Source organism: Streptomyces sp. NPDC029041 (assembly GCF_040637515.1).
GTDB lineage: Bacteria > Actinomycetota > Actinomycetes > Streptomycetales > Streptomycetaceae > Streptomyces.
On sequence record NZ_JBEZWO010000001.1, the window covers coordinates 128,006 to 148,075 of the forward strand.

Sequence of the window (20,070 nt, forward strand, 5' to 3'; positions counted from 1 at the left end):
GCCCGGCTTCTCCGTGCCGGCCCTAGGCCCAGGCCGTCACGGGCAGGAACGAGCTGTCCTGGCGGAATCCGTCCGATCCGTCGGAGCGGTCCACACGGAGCTCGTAGGCGTAGTGGCGCAGGTAGCGGCCCGGGTAGTTGTACGACTCGAAGCGCACGGAGCCCGAGGCCGTGCCGGCCCGGAGGACGAACGTGGCGTCCTTGGCGAAGGTGCTGGTGCCGTCGTTCGTGGCGAAGCGGGCACGGAAGTCCCAGTGGCGCAGGTAGGCACCGCTCGCGTCCCGGAAGGAGTAGCCGCTGCCGTCGGCGAGGCCGGCGACGACCGTGAAGGTGGCCGCCCGCTTCTCCGCGGCGGTACTGGAGGAGCTGACCACGGGCAGGTCGAGCAGCGAGGACCGCTGCTGCCAGTAGCGGGTCGGGTAGTTGACCGAGCGGAAGGATCGTGTGCCGTTCCGGGCCAGGGCCGGGCCGCCCGCGACGGTCTCCTTGACGACCGTGAAGTGCCGTGCCGTACCGGAGATCGCGGGCAGGGCCGCCGGGGCCGACCAGGTGGCGAAGGTGTCGTAGCTGTCGCTGTAGTAGTAGTTCCCGTCGCCGTAGCCGTCGAAGAACATCCGCCAGCCGCCGTTGTCGAGCGGTACCAGGGCCGGTCCCTCGCGGTAGCTGCCCCAGCCCGCCCAGTCACCCGTCCGGCGGATGGTGTAGGGGCCCGTGAGGTTGGCGGCGGTGGCGTACTCGATGTACTTCGTCGTCTCGTTCTTCGGGAAGGCGTGGTACGTCGAGCCGATCCTCACGATGAACGTGTCGATGTGATTGGCGCCGATGCCCGAGAGGGCGACCGGCGCACTCCATGCGGTGAGCGTCGAGTTCGTCGCCCTCAGCAGGTACGGCGTGAAGATCCACTCGTCGTTCGTGGTGGAGCAGGACACGATGACGTTCACGCTGCCGTCGCCGTCGACGAACCACTCGGGCGCCCAGGCGCGGGAAAGGCGCGCGACCGGCACGGTGTAGTCGTAGAGGAACGTCCAGTCGAGCCGGTCGGAGCTGCGGGCGAAGCCGATGGTCGTGCTGGGGTCCTGCCAGGTGTGCGTCGTGTAGGTGAGGTAGTAGAACCCGTCGGTGTGTCTGATGACGCTGGCGTCGCGGATCCGGTTCGCGGGCGGGGTGTACGCGGCGGAGCGCAGCAGCCGGAAGTCGGTGGCGTCGTCCGACTGGTAGACGTCGACCGTGCCGTCGTTGCTGTCGCGGAACGGCACGATGGTGTAGCGGGTGGCCGAGCCGTTCGGGGGTGCGGCGGCCAGTGCGGTGCCGAGCAGTCCGGGGGATTCGCCGAGCAGGACCGCCGAGGCGGGCAGGGCGGTCAGGGCGCGCAGCAGCGTACGGCGGGACGGGGTGGCGGGGTGAGGGGTCATGGGCGGCTCTCCCTTTGGACGCTGACGTTCGACATGCCGAACCAAGTTCGGCACATCGATCAAATGTGGGGGCTCAGAAGGTAGGGGCGGCCCGGCGGGCGGTCAATGGTTTGCACCGGAGCGACGCACCCGGTGGGGCGGAAGCGGCCGGTGGGTGAACATCCACTCCCGCCGTCGGCATGACGCCACGGGCCGCCGGACGTTACCGTTCGGTAGAGGAGCAGCCTCCGGAGGTGTCCGTATGACGCTCGACCGTTGCGAAGGCCTGGTGGAAACCGCCCGTGCGCTGGCCGTGGGCGAGGTGACGGCGCGGGCGCTGGTCGAGCGGACCCTCGCCCGGATCGAGGCGACCCAGACAGGCCTGAACGCCTTCCGGATCGTCCGGGCCGAGGCCGCGCTCGCGGAGGCCGACGCCGCGGACCGCGAACTGGCCTCGAAGGGCTCGCACAAGCCGCTGCTCGGGGTGCCGGTCGCGGTGAAGGACGACATGGACGTGGCCGGTGAGCCGACCGCGTTCGGGTGCTGCGGCGAGTTCCCGCCGGTCGCCGAGGACGGTGAGGCCGTGCGCCGGCTGCGCGCCGCCGGCGCCGTGATCGTCGGCAAGACCAACACCTGCGAGTTCGGCCAGTGGCCCTTCACCGAGGGTCCCGCCTTCGGCGCGACCCGCAATCCCTGGAGCACGGACCACACGCCCGGCGGTTCCTCGGGCGGCTCGGCCGCAGCGGTCGCCGCCGGTCTGGTGCCCGCCGCCCTCGGCTCGGACGGTGCCGGCTCGGTGCGGATCCCGGCCGCCTGGACCCATCTGGTGGGGATCAAGCCGCAGCGCGGCCGTATCTCGACCTGGCCGCGCGGCGAGTCCTTCCAGGGCATCACCGTCAACGGCACCCTGGCCCGCACGGTCGCCGACGCGGCCCTGCTGCTGGACGCTGCGAGCGGCAACCACCCGCAGGACCCGCACCGGCCCCCGCACCTCGATGTGTCCGCGGCCGTCGGCCGCGACCCCGGACGGCTGCGCATCGCGCTCTCCCTCACGCCGCCCTTCACCGCCGTGCCCGCCCGGCTCCTGCCCGAGGTCCGCACCCGGGTGGTCGAACTGGCCGAACGACTCGCCGCGTTGGGGCACGTCGTCGAGGAGGCGGACCCGCCGTACGGGCAGATCGGGCTGACCTTCGTGCCGCGCGCCACGGCCGGCATCGCCGAGCGCGTGAGCGAGGCTCCCTTCCCCGCGTTGCTGGACCGGCGCACCCGGGGCGCGGCCCGGCTGGGCCGGATGCTGGGCGGCGCCCCGCTGCGGGCGGCCCGGCGCGCGGAGAGCGTGCTGCACCGGCGTATCGGCGCCTTCTTCACCTCGTACGACGTCGTCCTCGCGCCCACGACCGCCGCTCCCCCGCCCCGGATCGGGGCCCTGCTGGAACTCAGCGGGTTCGCCACCGACCGGGCGATGATCGCCGCGTGCCCGTACGCCTGGCCGTGGAACGTGCTGGGGTGGCCCGGGGTCAACGTACCCGCCGGTTTCACGCCGGACGGACTGCCGGTCGGCGCGCAGCTGCTGGGCCCGGCGAACAGCGAGCCGCTGCTGGTGCAGGTGGCCGCGCAGTTGGAGGCGGAGCTGCGCTGGGCCGAGAAGTGGCCGTCGCCGCCGGTCCCGGAGCGTTCCGCCGCCGCCTGAGCGACCGTACGCTGATGTCATGGCGGACGCGTCGATGGTCGGGCTCATGGGGCGGGTCACCGGGACGATCGGGCCCGGGCTGGTCGGCGAGGTGATCGTCCGGGTGCGCGGCGGCGCCGAGCACTTCCTCGCCCATCCGGCCTCCGCGAGGGACCGCATCGAGACGGGCACGGTTGTGATGGTGGTCGAGTACCTGCCCCCGAGGACCGTCTACGTCACGGCGGCGTACGACAGTTGAGCCCCCTGCGACGCAGGTAGAGCCGTACGCGTCAAGCTTGTGCCAAGGATGCGCCGGTGGCTGTACCCGCGCTCCGCCGAGGAGCACACTCCCCTTCGTTCGGTGCCGAGAGGGCACCATGCAGAGGGGGCGAATGCCGATGGTCGTCGGCGTCGTTGCGGGGGTGGCGGTTGCCGCCGTCCTCGTTCTGATCGGTCTGTTCAAGCTCATGTGGCGGGTCGCCGAACCCAACGAGGCGCTGATCATCTCGGGGTCCAAGCACCGCACGGAGGGCCTCGAGGAGGGCATGGGGTTCCGCATCGTCACCGGGCGCGGCACGCTCGTGCTGCCCGGCGTGCAGGCGGTGCGCAAGCTCTCGCTCGACCTGAACGAGACCGAGTTGCAGGTGGACTGCGTGACCCACCAGGGCATTCCGCTGAAGGTGCGGGGCGTGGTCATCTTCAAGGTGGGTGACGACTTCGTGTCGATCGCGAACGCGGCCCGCCGGTTCCTCGACCAGCAGAAGCTGATGTCGGAGCGGGTGCACAACGTGTTTGCCGGTCATCTGCGGTCCATCGTGGGCGGGTTGACGGTCGAGGACATGATCCGCGACCGGGAGAAGCTCACCGGGCAGACGCGGGCCGCGTGCGGTACCGAGATGGAGAAGCTGGGCCTGATCGTGGACTCGCTGCAGATCCACGAGATCGAGGACCCGACCGGATACATCCAGAACCTCGCCATGCCGCACGCGGCGGCCGTTCAGCGCGACGCGCGCATCGCGCAGGCGGAGGCGAACCGGCTGGCCACCGAGGCCGAGCAGCAGTCGTTCGCCCGGATGGCGGAGGCCACCCGGGACAGTGAGATCCTCCAGGCCGGTTACCAGGCCGAGCGCGACAAGGCGGCCGCCAAGGCCCGGCAGGCCGGACCGCTCGCCGAGGCCGGGGCCCGGCAGGAGGTCGTCGTCCAGGAGACGCGGGTCGCGGAGCTGGAGGCGCACCGGCGCGAGCAGCAACTCCAGGCGGACGTCCGCAAACCCGCCGACGCGGCTGCCTATGAGACGCGCACCCTGGCCGAGGCCGACCGCGACGCGCGCATCTCCTCGGCCCAGGCGCAGGCGAAGGAGACGGAACTGGCGGCCGCCGCCGAGGCCACCCGGGTCAAGACGGCCGCCGGCGCCGACGCGGAGGCGACCAAGGCGCGGGGCGAGGCGGCGGCGCAGGCGACCCGGGCCACCGGTGAGGCGGAGGCGGCGGCCGCCCGGGCCAGGGGCCTCGCCGAGGCGGAGGCGGCCCGGGCGAAGGGCCTCGCGGAGGCGGAGGCCATCAAGGCCCGCGCGGCCGCCCTGGCGGAGAACCAGGAGGCCGTCGTCGCCCAGCAACTCGCAGAGAACTGGCCGGAGATCGTGCGGGCAGGCGCGTCCGTGTTCGGCAACGTCGACAACATGGTGCTGCTGAACGGCGCCGACGGCATGGCGGACCTGTTCGCCAAGGCGCTCACCATGGGCGGCACCGGGCTGGGCCTGGCCCGTCAGCTGCTCGCGTCGATGGACCGGGGCGGGCAGGCGCCGCAGGACGCCTCCGCCCTCGACGGGCACGCCCAGAAGGTGCCGATGGACGACAAATGACCCGGGCGCCGTACTCGCGGGGGTGGCCTCTAAGGTGCCCCCGTGAGCACGTTTGCCGACGAGAACGCCCCAGGCCGTCACGGCCCCTCCGCCACCGTCCAGGCCGACCCCCGCGAGGTGGGCCGGGTCCGCACGGAGTACTCCCCCGCCCACGACGGCGACCCGGATCCCGGGGAGATCGTGTGGACGTGGGTCCCCTACGAGGAGAACGACGGGCGCGGCAAGGACCGCCCGGTGCTGGTGGTGGCGCGCGAGCCGGGCGGCACGTTCCTCGCCGTGCGGTTGTCCAGCAAGCGGCACGACGGCGACCGGGAGTGGGTGCCGATCGGCAGCGGGCCGTGGGACCGTACGGGCCGGGACTCGTGGGTCGACGTGGACCGGGTGCTGCGCCTGCACGAGGACGGCATGCGCCGGGAGGCCTGCGCCCTGGACCGCATGCGATTCAACCTGGTCAGACGCCGGCTGCAGGAGCGCTACGGCTGGAGCTGAACGCTCGCTCGAAGGCGCCCAGTACGGCACGGTCCCGTGTCCGGTCCAGGATCCCGAACGTCACGTGTTCGAAGGCCCCGGCGAACCGGCCGCCCGGCCCCAGCAGGGCCCGGAAGGCCGCCGCCACCCGGGCGGGGTCGTTGCGGAACACGCCGCAGCCCCAGGCACCGAGGACGAGTGCGCGGTAACCGTGGGCGGCGGCCGTCTCCAGGACGCGTTCCGCCCGGACCGCAAGCACCCGCGGCAGCTCGTGGGCCCGTTCGGGCGCCGTGCGGAGCACCACGCCCGCGTTGGGCGCGGGCGAGGTCAGGAAGCCCGCGGTGTACGGCTCGGGCAGCAGGCCGCCCCGGTCGTCGCGGAAGACGGGCACGGCCGGTGAGTGGATGACACGGTCCGTGTAGAACGGGTCGCGGTGGGCCCGGTGGTGGTCGTAGAAAGCGCGGGCCTGCAGGAGGCACGAGTACAGCGCGGAGGCCCGGCACAGGGCCTCCTCCTGGGCCTGGGCGCCGTTCAGGTAGCCGCCGCCGGGGTTCCGGGCGGAGGCGAAGTTCAGCACGGCCACATGGCCGCCCAGGCGGCGGGCCGCCGCCAGGCTGCTCTCGCCCGTGACCTCGATCAGAGTCGTCCGCCCGCCCGTCACCCGATCGGCGGGTAGAGGCACCGGATCCGGCCCGTAGAGGCGGGTCCCCTCGCGCGCCGCCCGCAGTTCCTCGGCGATCGAGATCTCGCGACCGCCCGGCGCGCGGTAGGACCCGGCCGCGACGATCTGCTCGGTCTCCCGCGCGATACCGCGCAGACGCGCGCTCACGGCGCGACCCCCGTACGCGCCGTGAGCGCGCCCCGCGCGGCTCGCCTTGTCGTGCTCACGCAGGCATCGTGCGTGATGTCCGATCCCCGCTGCAACGGAGTTTTCGCCCAGGGAGAACGCCGGGGAAAGTCCCTGGAAACGCCGGGCCCGGCCGCGTGACCGCCTGGGAACGCCCCGCTTCGCCCCCTTGTGCCGAGCGACATGAACGTCTTGGGTGGGACGGTGATCCCGGCCCGGGCCGCCGAAGAGCCCGGACCGGTGGCATGGTGGAATCTCAGGAGGATCCCGACATGTCCGATTCGGTAAGTGGCTGTACCCGGCCACGCACGTCGTTGTCCGAAGCCGAGGTCGAGGCCCTCGTCCGCGGCATCTGTTTCAAGACCGGCCCCCCGCGCCGCCTCGGTGTCGAGGTGGAATGGCTCGTCCACGAGCTGCGCGCACCGCAGCTCCCCGTCACACCCGAACGGCTCGAAGCGGCCTACGCCGCACTGCGTACCGTTCCGCTGAAGTCGGCACTCACCGTGGAACCCGGCGGCCAGCTGGAGCTGAGCTCGCTCCCCGCCGCCTCGCTGACGGAAGTCATCGCCGACGTCTCCGCCGACCTCGACGCCGTTCGCGCGGTACTGCGCGACGACGGCCTCGCCCTCGCCGGCCTCGGCCACGACCCCTGGCACGAACCCCGCCGGTTCCTGCGCGAACCGCGCTACGACGCCATGGAGGCGTGCCTGGACCGCACGGGCCCGGCCGGCCGCGCCATGATGTGCGCCTCCGCCTCCGTGCAGGTGTGCCTGGACGCCGGCCACGAGGAGCCCGGGCCGCTCGGCCTCGTGCGGCGCTGGTGGCTGGCCCACCATCTGGGCGCGGTCCTGGTGGCCGCGTTCGCCAACTCCCCGCTCGCCGGCAACCGGCCGACCGGCTGGCTGTCCACCCGGCAGCTGATGTGGACCCGGATCGGCGCCGGCCGGGCGGGCGGCCCCCGGCTGGACACCGACCCGCGCGGCGCCTGGACCGAGCACGTACTGGACTCCCCCGTGATGTGCGTACGGCGGGACGGCGGGCCCTGGGACGTTCCCGAGGGGCTCACCTTCCGGGACTGGATCCGCACCGGCGCGCCCCGGCCGCCCACCCGGGAGGATCTCGACTATCACGTCACGACGCTGTTCCCGCCGGTCAGGCCGCGCGGCCATCTCGAACTGCGCATGATCGACGCACAGCCCGGGGACGACGGCTGGATCGTGCCGCTGGCCGTGACGGCGGCGCTGTTCGACGACCCGGAGGCCGCCGAGACCGCCTACCGGGCCGTGAAGCCGCTGACCGAGCGGACCCTGGGGCTGCCCGCGCCGCACAACCCGCTGTGGCTCGACGCGGCCCGCGGCGGCCTGGCCGACACGGAACTGCGCGAGGTGGCCGTCACGTGCTTCACGACGGCGCTGGACGCCCTGCCCCGGCTCGGCGCCGGCCCCGAGGTCGTCGAGGCCGTCACGGCCTATCTGGACCGCTACGTCGTCCTGGGCCGCTGCCCCGCCGACGACCTGCTCGACCGACAGCGCGGCGCGGACGGTCGCGCCCACGGGAAGGACTCGCGCCCATGACCGACACCGAATCCGCTGTCGACGCCCAGGCCGCCGACCCCGAGGTGCTCCGTGAGCGGGCGGTGGCCTCCCTCGTCGTCGCCCGCGACCGCACCACCCTGCTGACGAGCTGCGTGGAGGATCCCGACCTGACCGCGCAGCACTCGCCGCTGATGTCGCCGCTGGTGTGGGACCTCGCGCACATCGGCAACCAGGAGGAGCAGTGGCTGCTGCGGGCCGTCGCCGGGCACGAGGCGATACGCCCCGAGATCGACGGCCTCTACGACGCCTTCGAGCACCCCCGCGCCGAGCGGCCGAAGCTGCCCCTGCTCTCACCGGCCGAGGCCCGCTCCTACGCGGCCGACGTGCGGGGCCGGGCACTGGACGTGCTGGAGAAGGCCGCGTTCCACGGGACGCGGCTGACCGAGGCCGGGTTCGCCTTCGGGATGATCGCGCAGCACGAACAGCAGCACGACGAGACCATGCTGATCACCCATCAGCTGCGCACCGGCCCCCCGGCCCTGACGGCACCCGACCCGGATCCGGCGCCGCTGTTCACCGGCCCCTCCGAAGTCCTCGTGCCCGGCGGCCCGTTCACGATGGGAACCTCCGGCGAGCCGTGGGCGCTGGACAACGAGCGCCCCGCGCACCGGCGCGAGGTGGCACCCTTCCACATCGACACCACTCCGGTGACCAACGGCGCCTTCCAGGCGTTCATCGAGGACGGCGGCTACGACAACCGGCGGTGGTGGTCGGCCGAGGGCTGGGCGCACATCCGCGAGTACGGGATTCACGCGCCGCTGTTCTGGCGGCGCGACGGGAAGCAGTTCCTCCGGCGCCGGTTCGGTGTCACCGAGGTCGTACCGGCCGACGAGCCGGTGGTGCACGTGTCCTGGTACGAGGCCGACGCCTACGCCCGCTGGGCGGGACGCCGGCTGCCCACCGAGGCCGAGTGGGAGAAGGCCGCCCGGCACGACCCGGCCGCCGACCGCTCGATGCGCTACCCCTGGGGTGACACCGATCCGGGGCCCGAGCACGCCAACCTCGGCCAGCGGCACCTGCGTCCGGCGCCCGCCGGAAGCTACCCGGCGGGTGAGTCGCCGCTCGGCGTGCGGCAGCTGATCGGCGACGTGTGGGAATGGACGGCGAGCGACTTCCTGCCGTACCCGGGGTTCAGGCCGTTCCCGTACAAGGAGTACTCGGAGGTCTTCTTCGGGCCCGAGTACAAGGTGCTGCGCGGCGGTTCGTTCGCCGTGGACGCGGTGGCCTGCCGGGGCACCTTCCGCAACTGGGACTACCCGATCCGGCGGCAGATCTTCTCCGGGTTCCGCACGGCCCGGTCGGAGGACGTCTGATGTGCCGTCATGTGGCGTACGTGGGACCACCACAGGCGCTGGGGCGGCTCCTGGTGGAGCCCCCGCACGGGCTGTACCGGCAGTCGTGGGCGCCCCGGCACCAGAAGTACGGGACGGTCAACGCCGACGGTTTCGGCGTGGGCTGGTACGCCGAGGGCGACCCGGTACCGGCCCGCTACCGCCGGGCGGGGCCGGTCTGGGCGGACCTCTCCTTCGCCGATCTCGCCCGGGTCGTACGGTCCACGGGGCTGCTCGCCGCGGTGCGGGACGCGACCCTGTCGGGCGCGGACGCGGAGGCCGCGGCGGCCCCGTTCGCCGCGGGGAGCTGGCTGTTCAGCCACAACGGGGCGGTGAAGGGCTGGCCCGGCTCGCTGGCCGCCGTCTCCCGGACGCTGCCGCACGAGGACCTGCTGTCCCTGGAGGCCCGCAACGACTCGGCGCTCGTGTGGGCGCTGGTGCTGGCCCGGCTGCGCGGCGGCGACGAGGAGGGCCAGGCGATGGCGGACACGGTCCTGGAGGTCGCCGCCGCGGCGCCCGGTTCCCGGCTCAACCTCTTGCTCACCAACGGCGCCACGATCACCGCGACCGCCTGGGGCGACACCCTCTGGTACCTCACCCGGCCCGGCGGCGGCACCGTCGTGGCCTCCGAGCCCTACGACGACGATCCGCACTGGCAGGAGGTCCCCGACCGCACCCTGCTCGTGGCGAGCCGCACAGACGTGCTGCTCACGCCGCTGAAGGAGCCGGCCGACGCCGCCGTGCCCGCACCCGCGAAGGAGCCCCGTACGTGAGCCCGTTCCGTCTGACCCGCACCCTGCCCGAGGACGCCACGGACGCCGCGCTGCGCGCCGATGTCCACCGGGGTCTGACCGGCCGCCCCAAGTCGCTCCCGCCGAAGTGGTTCTACGACGCCCACGGCAGCGACCTGTTCGAGAAGATCACGGAACTGCCGGAGTACTACCCCACGCGCGCGGAGCGGGAGATCCTCCTCGCGCGCTCCGGCGACATCGCCGCGGCCACCCGGGCGCGCACCCTGGTCGAACTCGGCTCCGGCTCCTCGGAGAAGACCCGCCACCTGCTCGACGCCCTCACGGACCTGCGCACCTACGTCCCGGTCGACGTCAGCGAGAGTGCCCTCGCCCAGGCCGGTCAGGCGCTCGCCGACGAACGGCCGGGCCTGGACGTCCATGCGCTGATCGCCGACTTCACCGCGGAACTGACCCTGCCGGACACGCCGAGGCCCCGGCTGGTGGCGTTCCTCGGCGGCACGATCGGCAACCTGCTGCCCGCCGAACGCGCCGCGTTCCTGTCGTCCGTACGCGCCCTGCTCGCCCCCGGCGACGCCCTGCTGCTGGGCACGGACCTGGTCAAGGACGAGGAGGTGCTGGTCCGGGCGTACGACGACGCGGCCGGGGTGACGGCCGCGTTCAACAAGAACGTCCTGTCCGTGATCAACCGCGAGCTGGGCGGCGACTTCGAGCCCGCCGCGTTCGACCACGTGGCCCTGTGGGACGCCGGGCACGAGTGGATCGAGATGCGGCTGCGCTCCCGTACGGCACAGACGGTGAAGGTGCCGGCACTCGACCTCGCGGTCGACTTCGCGGCCGGGGAGGAGATGCGGACCGAGGTGTCGGCGAAGTTCCGGCAGGAGGGCGTGCGCGCGGAACTGTCGGCGGCCGGTCTGGAGCTGACGCACTGGTGGACCGACGGGCCGGGCCGGTTCGCGCTGTCGCTGAGCGTGGCGCGCTGACCCCGTGAGGCCCGGGAGGCGGCGACGGCGGGAGACGACGTCTCGCGCATCGCCGCCGCCTGGGGCACGGTGGAATGACGCGTGACATTCCCGTCCCGGGACCGTCACTGGAAGAGGAGCAGCGGATGTCGAACCACACCTACCGGGTCACGGAGATCGTCGGCACCTCACCGGACGGCGTCGACCAGGCCATCCGCAACGGCATCGACCGGGCCTCACAGACGCTGCGCAACCTGGACTGGTTCGAGGTGACGCAGGTGCGCGGCCAGCTCGAGGACGGGCGGATCGCGCACTGGCAGGTGGGGCTGAAGGTGGGTTTCCGGCTGGACGAGTCCGAATAGGCCGGGGACGCTGGCCCCTTTCCGCAGGCACGGTCAGGTGCGCCCCTCGCGCTCCTGAGCCGCCTTCATCTCGGCGGACCGGGTCACCCAGTCGGCCCGGACGACGGTGAAGCCCGCGCGCCGGGCGTCGGCGCAGACCAGTTCGTCGTCGTCGACGAGGACGCGGACCTCACGGGTGCGGGCCAGTCGCCGCAGGATCTCCAGCTTGGTGAACCGCGCGGGCCGGCGGTCGGCGTCCCGCCGCATGTACACCCGCCCGTCGGGCAGCCCCTGGGCGGCGAGCCAGTCGAGCGTGTCGCGCCGGCAGCGTTCGGGCCGCCCGGTGAGGTAGAGGATCTCGCACTCCCGCGCGTGCTCCCGGACCAGCGCGATGCCCTCCGGGACGGGCGGATCCTGCGGCGCCGCCGCGAAGAAGCCGTCCCAGTCCTTCGGCCTGCGCTCCAGGAACCCCTGCCGGTGCGTGGCGTCGGCGAGGGTGTTGTCCAGGTCGAACACGGCCAGCGGGGCCTTGCTGCGGTCGTCGCTCACGCCGCCCAGCCTAAGTGAGCGTTGGTTCGTTTTTCAGACAGCAGCTCACTCCCACACAGCGGACGGTCAACCGAGCTCCCGGATCTTCCGCCGAGCCCGCTGCAGCCCGAACCGCCGCTCGTCGATCGCTGCCGCCGTCCTCACTCTGGAGCGTCAGCGCTGAGAAAAGCCTGTTCCGCCCCGCCCGGTCCCAGCACGGCCGCGAGTTCCCGTTTGAGGACCTTTCCGCTCGGGCCGAGGGGCAGCGTGGCGGCGAATTCCACGCGGCGCGGGTACTTGTAGGCGGCCATGTGCCGGCGTGCCCAGTCGACGATTTCCTCCGCCAGGGCCGCGTCCGGCACGGCGGCGGGGCGGGGCACGACCACCGCGCAGACCTCCTGGCCGTAGCGGGCGTCCGGGACGCCGACGACCGCGACCCGGGCCACGGACCGGTGGCGCGAGAGGACGTCCTCGACCTCGCGCGGGTACACGTTGTACCCGCCCCGCACGATCATGTCCTTCTTGCGGTCGACGAGTGTCAGAATGCCCTCGGCGTCCTTCACGCCGAGGTCACCGGTGCGCAGCCAGCCGTCGACGAGGACGGCCGCGGTGGCCTCGGGGTCGTCGAGGTAGCCGGTCATGACGTTGTGTCCGCGGACCACGATCTCGCCGACCTCGCCCGGCGGGAGCAGCGCGATCCGGTCCTCGGTCCCGGCCCGGGCGATCTCCGCCTCCACGCCCCGGATGGGCCGGCCCACGGTGCCCGGCCGCCGGGGCCAGGCGGGCTGGTTGTAGGCGACGCAGGGGGAGGCCTCGGTCAGGCCGTAGCCCTCGTAGACCGGACATCCGAAGGTGGCCTCGATGTCCTGGAGCACCCGCACCGGCAGCGCCGAGCCGCCGGAGTAGGCGCGGGCCAGCGGCGGGCGGCGGGGGGCTCGGGCCGCGGCCTCCAGCAGCGCCAGATACATCGTCGGGACGCCCATGAAGACCGTGCAGCGCTCGCGGACCATCAGGTCGAGCGCCTCGTCCGGGGCGAAACGGGGGGTCAGGACGAGCGTGGCCCCGACCCGGAAGCACGTCCCCATGCCGCAGACCTGTCCGAAGGTGTGGAAGAGGGGCAGGCAGCCCAGCAGGACGTCGTCGGCCCGCATCGCGAAGGGCGAGAGGGCCGTGGTGTCGATGTTCAGCACCAGGTTGAGATGGCTGAGCAGGACGCCCTTGGGGCGCCCGGTGGTGCCGGACGTGTAGAGGATCAGCGCGATGTCGTCCGGGGCGCGGGGCACCGGGGTGCCGAGAGGGGCGGCGTCGGCCGCGAGTACGTCGAGCGCCGGCCGGCCGGTGTCACCGGCCTCCGCCTCGACCGTCATCAGTGGCACCTCGGCGCGCCGCGCCGCCGGCTCCCCCTCGCGCAGGAGCGATCCCGCGCACAGCACGAGACGGGCCCCCGAGTGCCGGAGGATGTAGGCGATCTCCTCGGCCTTCAGCAGCGCGTTCACCGGGACGACGGTCGCGCCGAGCGCGAGGACCCCGAAGTAGGTCGTGGGGAAGGCCGGGGTGTTGGGCAACAGCAGCGCGATCCGGTCGCCGGGGCCGACGCCCCGCTCGCGCAGCACCGTCGCGCAGCGGCGCGCGGCCAGCCACAGGGCGTCGTAGGAGATGCGCTCGTGGCTGGACACCAGGGCCGTGCGCTCGGGGCAGCGGATCGCGGTGTCGGCGAGGACGGAGACCGCCGAGAGGGTGGCGCCGCCCCTCATCGGCCGCGTCCGGGTGTTCCGCGGGTTCCGGTACGGCCGGAAATGAAGCCGTGAATCCCGGCTACGGATGTTTCACATTCGGTCATCGATACTCCGCTTCGTGCGATCATGCCGAATGGGGAAACGCGCACTGTGCAGGGCTCGCGGCGCATCCTACGATGAGGCGCGTCGAAGGGAAAGCGACGGAGAGCGAGCATGAGACATGTCCGAGTACATGGATTTCTTCGCAGGCCTTGCTCAGGAAACAGCCGAGCGGAAAAGGGAGTTCCTGGAACTCGGCCGCATCGCGGGCCGCTTCCCGGCAGCCGATACCGCACACCATGGCGAGATCTTGACCTGGTGCAGCAACGACTACTTAGGTATGGGGCAGCATCCGGACGTCCTGGACGCGATGAAGCGGGCGGTCGATGAATGCGGTGCCGGTTCCGGAGGTTCGCGCAACATCGGCGGGACCAACCACTATCACGTCGCGTTGGAGGCCGAACTCGCGGCGCTGCACGGAAAACCCGACGCGGTGTTGTTCACCTCCGGTTATTCTGCCAACGAGGGCGCGCTCTCGGTGCTCGCCGGACGCATCGACGACTGTGCCGTGTTCTCCGACCAGTTGAACCACGCGTCGATCATCGACGGTTTGCGGCACAGCGGGGCCGAGAAGTTCATCTACCGGCACAACGACTGCGCGCATCTGGAGGAACTGCTCTCCCAGGTCGATCCACAGCGGCCGAAACTCGTCGTGACGGAATCCGTGCACTCGATGCGCGGCGACATCGCGCCACTCGCGGAGATCGCCGACCTCGCCAAGCGGTACGGGGCGGTGACGTTCCTGGACGAGGTGCACGCGGTCGGGATGTACGGCCCGGAGGGTGCCGGTATCGCAGCCCGGGAGGGCATCGCCTCCGACTTCACCATGGTCATGGGGACGCTGGCCAAGGGCTTCGGCATGACGGGCGGCTACGTCACCGGGCCCGCCGTGCTGATGGACGCGGTGCGGGCCTTCGCCCGGTCCTTCATCTTCACCACGGCACTGCCGCCCGCCGTCGCGGCCGGCGCGCTGGCCGCCGTACGGCATCTGCGGTCCTCCCGGAGCGAGCGGGACCGGCTGGCGGCCAACGCGGCGCTGACGCATGGCCTGTTGCGCGAGCGGAGTATTCCCTTCCTGTCCGATGAGACCCACATCGTGTCGGTCCTCGTCGGGGAGGACCGGCTGTGCAAGCGGATGTCCGCACTGCTGCTGGAGCGGCACGGCGCCTACGTCCAAGCCATCAACGCGCCCAGCGTCCCGAAGGGTGAGGAGATCCTCCGTGTCGCGCCCTCCGCCGTGCACGAGGCCGCCGACATTCGCCGGTTCGTCGACGCGCTGGACGGGATCTGGACGGAAGTGGGCGCGGCACGGGGGTGAGCGCGCCGGGCTCCGGGGCGGGGCCGGGGCCAGTGCCGGAGTCGGGGCGAAGACCGGGCCCGAGAGTCGGGGTCGGCCGACGTCTGTCCGGCAGGTCGGGGCGCGTGCGAGCCACGGTGTCCGAGCGGCGGCGGAGATCCGGGGCGTGCCCCCGGGCCACGGTGCGGTCCGGCGGGCAGGCCCTAGTCCAGGGCCGGGCCGGGGCCGTCCGGGTGGTCGTGGCCGTCCGGGCGGCCGGGCCCCGCGACGAGGTGGCGCATCTCGTCGGACTCGGCCAGTACCTCCTCCCACGTCCCCGTCGCCTCCACGCGTCCGTCCCTGAGGACTACCACGCGGGCCGCGGCACGCAGCAGCGTGGGCCGGTGGGAGACGGCAAGGACGGTGACGGGGCTGTCGAGAAGCCTGCTCCACAGGAGCTGCTCGGTGGTGGGGTCCAGGGCGCTGGAAACGTCGTCCAGGACCAGCAGTTCGGGGCGCCGGGCCAGCATCCGGGCGATCGCCGTCCGCTGGAGCTGGCCGCCGGAAAGCCTGAGGCCCCGGGGACCCACCACGGTGTCGACGCCGTCCCGCATGGCCGCCACGTCGGGCGCGAGGACAGCGGTGTGCATGGCGTCCCGGAGGACCGTGCCGTCCTCGTCGGGCAGGCCCAGCAGGATGTTGTCCCGCAGCGTCCCGCTGAACAGGCGCGGGTCCTGGGGGGTGTAGCCGCAGCGCGGGGGCACCAGGAAGGACGCGGGGTCGGCGATCGGCTCCCCGTTCCACAGCACGGTGCCCCGCTCGTGCGGCAGCAGTCCCAGAACGCCCTGGATCAGCGTCGACTTGCCCGCGCCGACCTCTCCGGTGACCACGGTGACCGAGCCGCGTACGACGGTGAGGTCCACGTCCTCGACGCCGTGCTCCGTGCCGGGGTGCCGCGCGGTCAGCCCCCGGACGGTCAACTCCCGCAGCTCGCAGCCCTGTCGGTGCGCCCGGATCGGCTTCGGCCTCCCGACCGGGGCCGAAGCCGGGGGCGGGGCCGGCGTCTCCGAGGGCTTCCCCGGGGGTCTCCCCAGGAAGTCACCGATCCGGTCCAGCGCCACCGACACCCGCTGGAGCCGTACCGACAGGATCCCGATCGAGGCCAGCGCCTCGGCGAGGATCTGGAGGTAGAAGGTGAACAGCGCCAGGTCGCCCACGCTGAACGAGCCCTCGTGCGCCCGGCCCGCCGTCAGCAGCAGCACCACTCCGATGCCGAGGGGCGCCGCGTTGCCGATCACCGTGCGCTGCATGCCCGCGAAGAGTTCCTCACGCACCGCCGCCTCGGCCCTCGCGGCGTTCAACCGGCCGATGTGCGCGGCCACATGGTCCTCGGCGCCCGCCGCCTGCACCGCCTTCACGGCGCCGACCGCCTCCCGCACGGCGCCCGCGACCCGGGCCGACGCGGCGCGGGTGGCACGCCGGTAGCGCAGGAAACGGCCGTGGACCGCGGCGGTGACCAGAGTGATCAGGACCAGCAGCACGAGCAGCGCGATCGTGACGAGCGCGTCGATCCGCATCATGACGGTGACCGCGGCGGCCACGAACAGCCAGTGCGCCAGGTTGGTGGGCGCCCAGGCCACGAAGAAGCCGGTCTCGTCGACGTCCTCGCCCACCACCCGCAGCGACTCCCCAGGAGCCGTCCGGGCCACGGTGCTGCCGCCGTGCAGGGCGGACCCCAGCAGGCGGCGGCGCAGCCGGGCCGTCGTGCCGTACTGGACCCGAGGTTCCAGGCGGTTGATCATCACGCCGAACTGGAGGCATATGCGGGCACCTTCGATCGCGGCCACCCAGGCGATGAGCAGCCAGACCCCGCCACCGGCGCCGATCTCGTCGAACAGCCGCTGGAACAGCAGGCCCACGGCCAGGGTCCCGGCCCGCAGCAGCACCCACAGCCCGGTCAGGGTCCAGTAGGCGCCGGCCGAACCCCGCAGCACCGCCCCAAGCCGCCCGATCGTGCCCCGCACCCCGGCCCGGTCACGGTCCCGCGTCCGGTTCTCCCGCTGTGTCTCGATGTCGGTCACCCCCCGTCCCGTCATGCGGTGCGCAGCAGTTCGTGGAAGCGGGAGGTCGGGTCGGCGGCGAGTGCGGTCTGCTCGCCGTGCTCGACCACCGTGCCCTCGTCGAGGACGAGGATGCGGTGCACGTTGCGCAGCGCGTGCGGCCGGTGCTGGACCACGACGGCGGTGCGTCCTTCCAGCAGCCGTTCCATCGCGGGCATGAGGAGCCGTTCGGTGTGCGGGTCGAGGCGGGCCGTCGGCTCGTCCATCAGGACCAGGGCCGGGTCCCGCAGGAACACCCGGGCGAGTGCGAGGAGCTGCTCCTGCCCCGCGGACATCCCACGCGCTCCGGCGCCCAGCACGGTGTCCAGCCCGTCGGGCAGCTCCCGGCACCAGTCGGTGAGGCCGGCCTCGTCCAGCGCGGCGCGCACCCGGTGGTCGTCGACCGAGGGGTCGAAGAAGGTGAGGTTGTCGCGGAGGGTGGCGTGCAGGACCTGCACCTCCTGGGTGACCAGGGCGACCCGGCTGCGCAGGGCCCGCGGGTCGAGCCCGGCCACGTCCTGGCCGCCGACACTGACGGTGCCGCGCGCCGCGTGCTGAAGCCCGAACAGCAGCCGCACCACGGTGGACTTGCCGCTTCCGGTGCGGCCGACGATGCCGAGCCGCTCCCCGGGACGCAGCCGGAAGGATACGTCCCGCAGGACCGGTTCGTCCGGCTCGTAGCCGAAGAAGACCCCCTCGAGCCGGGCGCCCAGCGGTCCGGTGGGCAGCCGCCCGGTGCGCGGGACCGCCGTTTCCCCCTCGTCGTCCTCGTCCGGGCGCAGCAGTTCGGTCAGGCGCCGCACACTGACCGCGGCCTCCTCCAGGTCGTGGAAGCGGGTGGTGACGGCCAGCAACGGGCGGCGCAGCAGCATGGCGTAGGACAGGCAGGCGAAGGCCGTGCCGGTGGAGAGCTGTCCGCGGCCGTGCAGCCACACGCTGACGACGAGGGCGAGGACGACGCTGACCGTGGACAGGCCCTGGACGGTGGCGGGCCAGCGGACGGAGACCCGCGCCGCGCGGTGCGCGCGCCGGTACAGCTCGTCCTGGCGGGCCTCCAGGTCGGCCAGGGTGTGGGCGGCGGCTCCGTTGGCCCTCAGGTCCTGGGCCCCGGCGAGACGTTCCTCCACGAAGCCCAGGAGATCGGCGGAGGAAGCCTGGCGGGCGGCGACGAAGGGCATGGCACGGCCCACGAGCCCGCGCAGCAGCATGAGGGTGCCCGCCGCGAACGGGGCGAAGACCAGGGCCAGTCGCCAGTCGAGCTGGAAGAGGGCGGCGAGGATGGCGACCACCAGCAGCAGTTGGGCCAGCACCTCCAGCACCAGCGCGGACATCACCGCGGCGAGCCGGGTGACGTCGCCGTCGACGCGGTCGAGGAGTTCGCCGGGCGGGTGGCGCTGGTAGAAGCGGGAGGACCGGCGCAGACAGTGGGCCACCAGGTCGGCGCGCAGCCGGTTGGTGGCGCGCCAGGCGAGCCGGGCCGCCACGGCGTCGCTGGCGACGGTCGTCACGAGCAGTCCTAGGGCGGCCGTCAGATACCAGGCGGCGACGGCCAGCAGGAGATCGGCCGGGCTCCCGGTCAGCGTGTGGTCGATGAAGCGGCGCAGCATCTGGGGCGCGACGAGTTGCAGCCCCACCCCGAGAGGAACGAGCAGCGCGAGAAGGAGGACGGACGGTCGTTCCCCGCGCAGATAGCGGATCAGAACGGAGAGCTGCCGTAACGGACTGCCTGCCAACGCGTCCCTCCCCCGCGGCGGAAGGCCTCAGCATAAATTCGGTTCACCGTGGTTGGGAATGACGCATACAGATGCGGAATACGTGCCGCCGCTTTTTCTCGGAACGTGGCGCGACGAAGCGTCGTTGCCGCCGTTTCATCGCGCTGTTAGACTCCACGGGTCCTCTGGCTAATTCGCCCTGCACGCCGTCGCTGCGTACCAGTCATTCTCGGCCACATTCTCTGGCTTCCGTGCACCTCCGGACCGGCTGGATCTTCGTGCCGCGCAGTCGACCGAAGCCTGGGGACAGCACCAGCACGGAGCACCGCCTTGAATGACCGGATTTCGACGGACCAAGGGGGATTCGCAATGTCGGGTGACGCGTACGACGGGGCCGCCGACACAGGAAAAGCGGTGGTCACCGGTGCCGCGGGTTTCATCGGATCGCATCTCGTCGAGGCCTTGCGGCGCGCCGGGACAAACGTCGTAGGCATCGACCGTAAATCTTCCTGGGTCAACCGCGAAATCGCGCCTACCTCGAAACATGGATCCCTGCACGCCATCCGCGCCGACCTCGTCTCCGCGGACCTTTCGGCCTGTCTGGAAAATGCCTCCGCGGTCTTCCACTTAGCCGCGCTGCCGGGCGTCCGTCCGTCCTGGACACAATTCCCGGAGTATCTCCACTGCAACGTGCTGGCCACCCAACGCCTCATGGACGCCTGTGTCCGTCGCGGGGTGCCCAAGGTGGTCATGGCCTCCTCGTCCAGCGTGTACGGCGGCGCCGAGGGGACGATGTCCGAGGACGACGTGCCCCACCCGCTCTCCCCGTACGGCGTCACCAAACTCGCCGCGGAACGCCTCGCCCTGGCCTTCGCCGCCCGGCGGGACGCCACCTTGTCGGTGAGCGCCCTGCGCTTCTTCACGGTCTACGGCCCCGGTCAGCGCCCGGACATGTTCATCGGCCGGGTCATCCGTGCCGCCCTGGAGAACACTCCCATCGAGGTGTACGGGGACGGCACCCAGATCCGTGACTTCGTCCATGTGTCGGACGTCGTGCACGCGCTGCGGCTCGCCTCCACGACGTTCGACGAGGGGAGCAGCGTGCTGAACATCGGCACGGGACACGCCGTGTCGGCCAACGAGATCCTGGCGCTGACCGGGGAGTTGACCGGCCGGACGCCGAACGCCCGGTACGGTCCCGCCCGCGTCGGCGACGTACGGGCCACCACGGCCGACATCGGCCGGGCACGGCAGCGGCTCGGCTTCACCGCGCGCACGGACCTGCGCACCGGACTGACCACGCAGATCGAGTGGGCGCGGCAGGTGCTCGCCCAGGCTCCGCCGCAGGGGACCGCCTCCTCGGCCGGGATGGCACCCACCCACCGGTCGTAGCCGTATGTGCGGCT

The 20,070-nt window shown here is 72.5% G+C and carries 17 protein-coding genes and 1 pseudogene; 12 read left to right on the forward strand and 6 right to left on the reverse strand.

All coding sequences use genetic code 11. From position 1 onward, the window contains the following. Positions 1–22 precede the first annotated feature (22 nt). Entirely contained in the window at positions 23–1,411 is a 1,389-nt protein-coding gene (locus AB0F04_RS00600) for a glycoside hydrolase family 43 protein (protein ID WP_362036200.1), read from the reverse strand. Positions 1,412–1,652: 241 nt separating this feature from the next. On the opposite strand from AB0F04_RS00600, the gene AB0F04_RS00605 reads away from it, so the two are divergent. From AB0F04_RS00605 to AB0F04_RS00620, 4 genes are all read left to right on the forward strand, one after another. Beyond that, positions 1,653–3,080, forward strand: a complete 1,428-nt coding sequence (locus AB0F04_RS00605) for an amidase (RefSeq protein WP_362036202.1) — start codon at positions 1,653–1,655, stop codon at positions 3,078–3,080. A gap of 19 nt (positions 3,081–3,099) precedes the next feature. Then, a complete protein-coding gene (locus AB0F04_RS00610; protein ID WP_351641659.1) occupies positions 3,100–3,318 on the forward strand; it encodes a hypothetical protein in 219 nt (72 codons plus the stop codon). Positions 3,319–3,451: 133 nt separating this feature from the next. Continuing rightward, complete coding sequence (locus AB0F04_RS00615) at positions 3,452–4,921, forward strand: SPFH domain-containing protein (protein WP_362037288.1); 1,470 nt, start codon at positions 3,452–3,454, stop codon at positions 4,919–4,921. Between the two features lie 42 nt (positions 4,922–4,963). Next, positions 4,964–5,410 carry a type II toxin-antitoxin system PemK/MazF family toxin gene (locus tag AB0F04_RS00620; protein WP_362036204.1) on the forward strand — a complete coding sequence of 149 codons (447 nt, stop codon included), beginning with the start codon at positions 4,964–4,966 and terminating at the stop codon, positions 5,408–5,410. Here AB0F04_RS00620 and AB0F04_RS00625 read toward each other — a convergent pair. Beyond that, positions 5,373–6,218, reverse strand: a complete 846-nt coding sequence (locus AB0F04_RS00625) for a TIGR02452 family protein (protein ID WP_362036207.1) — start codon at positions 6,216–6,218, stop codon at positions 5,373–5,375. The genes AB0F04_RS00620 and AB0F04_RS00625 overlap by 38 nt on opposite strands. A gap of 290 nt (positions 6,219–6,508) precedes the next feature. On the opposite strand from AB0F04_RS00625, the gene egtA reads away from it, so the two are divergent. From egtA to AB0F04_RS00650, 5 genes are all read left to right on the forward strand, one after another. Further along, the gene (egtA, locus tag AB0F04_RS00630; RefSeq protein ID WP_362036209.1) at positions 6,509–7,810 is read left to right on the forward strand and encodes an ergothioneine biosynthesis glutamate--cysteine ligase EgtA; all 1,302 of its coding nucleotides are present in this window, start codon (positions 6,509–6,511) and stop codon (positions 7,808–7,810) included. Continuing rightward, positions 7,807–9,144 carry an ergothioneine biosynthesis protein EgtB gene (egtB, locus tag AB0F04_RS00635; RefSeq protein ID WP_362036211.1) on the forward strand — a complete coding sequence of 446 codons (1,338 nt, stop codon included), beginning with the start codon at positions 7,807–7,809 and terminating at the stop codon, positions 9,142–9,144. Before egtA ends, egtB begins: the two co-directional genes overlap by 4 nt. Next, the gene (gene egtC, locus AB0F04_RS00640; protein WP_362036213.1) at positions 9,144–9,935 is read left to right on the forward strand and encodes an ergothioneine biosynthesis protein EgtC; all 792 of its coding nucleotides are present in this window, start codon (positions 9,144–9,146) and stop codon (positions 9,933–9,935) included. Before egtB ends, egtC begins: the two co-directional genes overlap by 1 nt. Next, on the forward strand, positions 9,932–10,894 hold the full coding sequence (gene egtD / locus AB0F04_RS00645) for an L-histidine N(alpha)-methyltransferase (protein WP_362036215.1): 963 nt from the start codon (positions 9,932–9,934) through the stop codon (positions 10,892–10,894). The genes egtC and egtD overlap by 4 nt, the downstream gene beginning before the upstream one ends. Positions 10,895–11,019: 125 nt before the next feature. Next, positions 11,020–11,235: a dodecin gene (locus tag AB0F04_RS00650; RefSeq protein ID WP_053673732.1), complete on the forward strand. Its 216-nt coding sequence runs from the start codon at positions 11,020–11,022 to the stop codon at positions 11,233–11,235. Between the two features lie 33 nt (positions 11,236–11,268). Here AB0F04_RS00650 and AB0F04_RS00655 read toward each other — a convergent pair whose 3' ends face one another. After that, positions 11,269–11,763, reverse strand: coding sequence for a hypothetical protein (locus tag AB0F04_RS00655; RefSeq protein ID WP_362036217.1), 495 nt, complete (start codon positions 11,761–11,763; stop codon positions 11,269–11,271). A 79-nt stretch (positions 11,764–11,842) separates the two neighbouring features. Here AB0F04_RS00655 and AB0F04_RS00660 point away from each other — a divergent pair. Then, positions 11,843–11,926, forward strand: a pseudogene (locus AB0F04_RS00660) (IS5/IS1182 family transposase); the annotation flags it as partial. Here the strand turns inward: AB0F04_RS00660 and AB0F04_RS00665 are convergent. After that, positions 11,904–13,496: a long-chain fatty acid--CoA ligase gene (locus tag AB0F04_RS00665; RefSeq protein ID WP_362036219.1), complete on the reverse strand. Its 1,593-nt coding sequence runs from the start codon at positions 13,494–13,496 to the stop codon at positions 11,904–11,906. The pseudogene AB0F04_RS00660 and the gene AB0F04_RS00665 overlap by 23 nt on opposite strands. Positions 13,497–13,698: 202 nt before the next feature. Between AB0F04_RS00665 and hemA the strand changes: the two genes are divergently transcribed. Next, the gene (gene hemA / locus AB0F04_RS00670) at positions 13,699–14,895 is read left to right on the forward strand and encodes a 5-aminolevulinate synthase (RefSeq protein ID WP_362036222.1); all 1,197 of its coding nucleotides are present in this window, start codon (positions 13,699–13,701) and stop codon (positions 14,893–14,895) included. A gap of 182 nt (positions 14,896–15,077) precedes the next feature. On the opposite strand, the gene AB0F04_RS00675 is transcribed toward hemA, so the two are convergent. Then, complete coding sequence (locus tag AB0F04_RS00675; RefSeq protein ID WP_362036224.1) at positions 15,078–16,934, reverse strand: ABC transporter ATP-binding protein; 1,857 nt, start codon at positions 16,932–16,934, stop codon at positions 15,078–15,080. 11 nt (positions 16,935–16,945) lie between these two features. Next, positions 16,946–18,685, reverse strand: coding sequence for an ABC transporter ATP-binding protein (locus tag AB0F04_RS00680; RefSeq protein WP_362036226.1), 1,740 nt, complete (start codon positions 18,683–18,685; stop codon positions 16,946–16,948). Positions 18,686–19,033: 348 nt separating this feature from the next. Between AB0F04_RS00680 and AB0F04_RS00685 the strand changes: the two genes are divergently transcribed. After that, complete coding sequence (locus AB0F04_RS00685) at positions 19,034–20,056, forward strand: NAD-dependent epimerase/dehydratase family protein (protein ID WP_362036228.1); 1,023 nt, start codon at positions 19,034–19,036, stop codon at positions 20,054–20,056. Positions 20,057–20,070 lie beyond the last annotated feature (14 nt).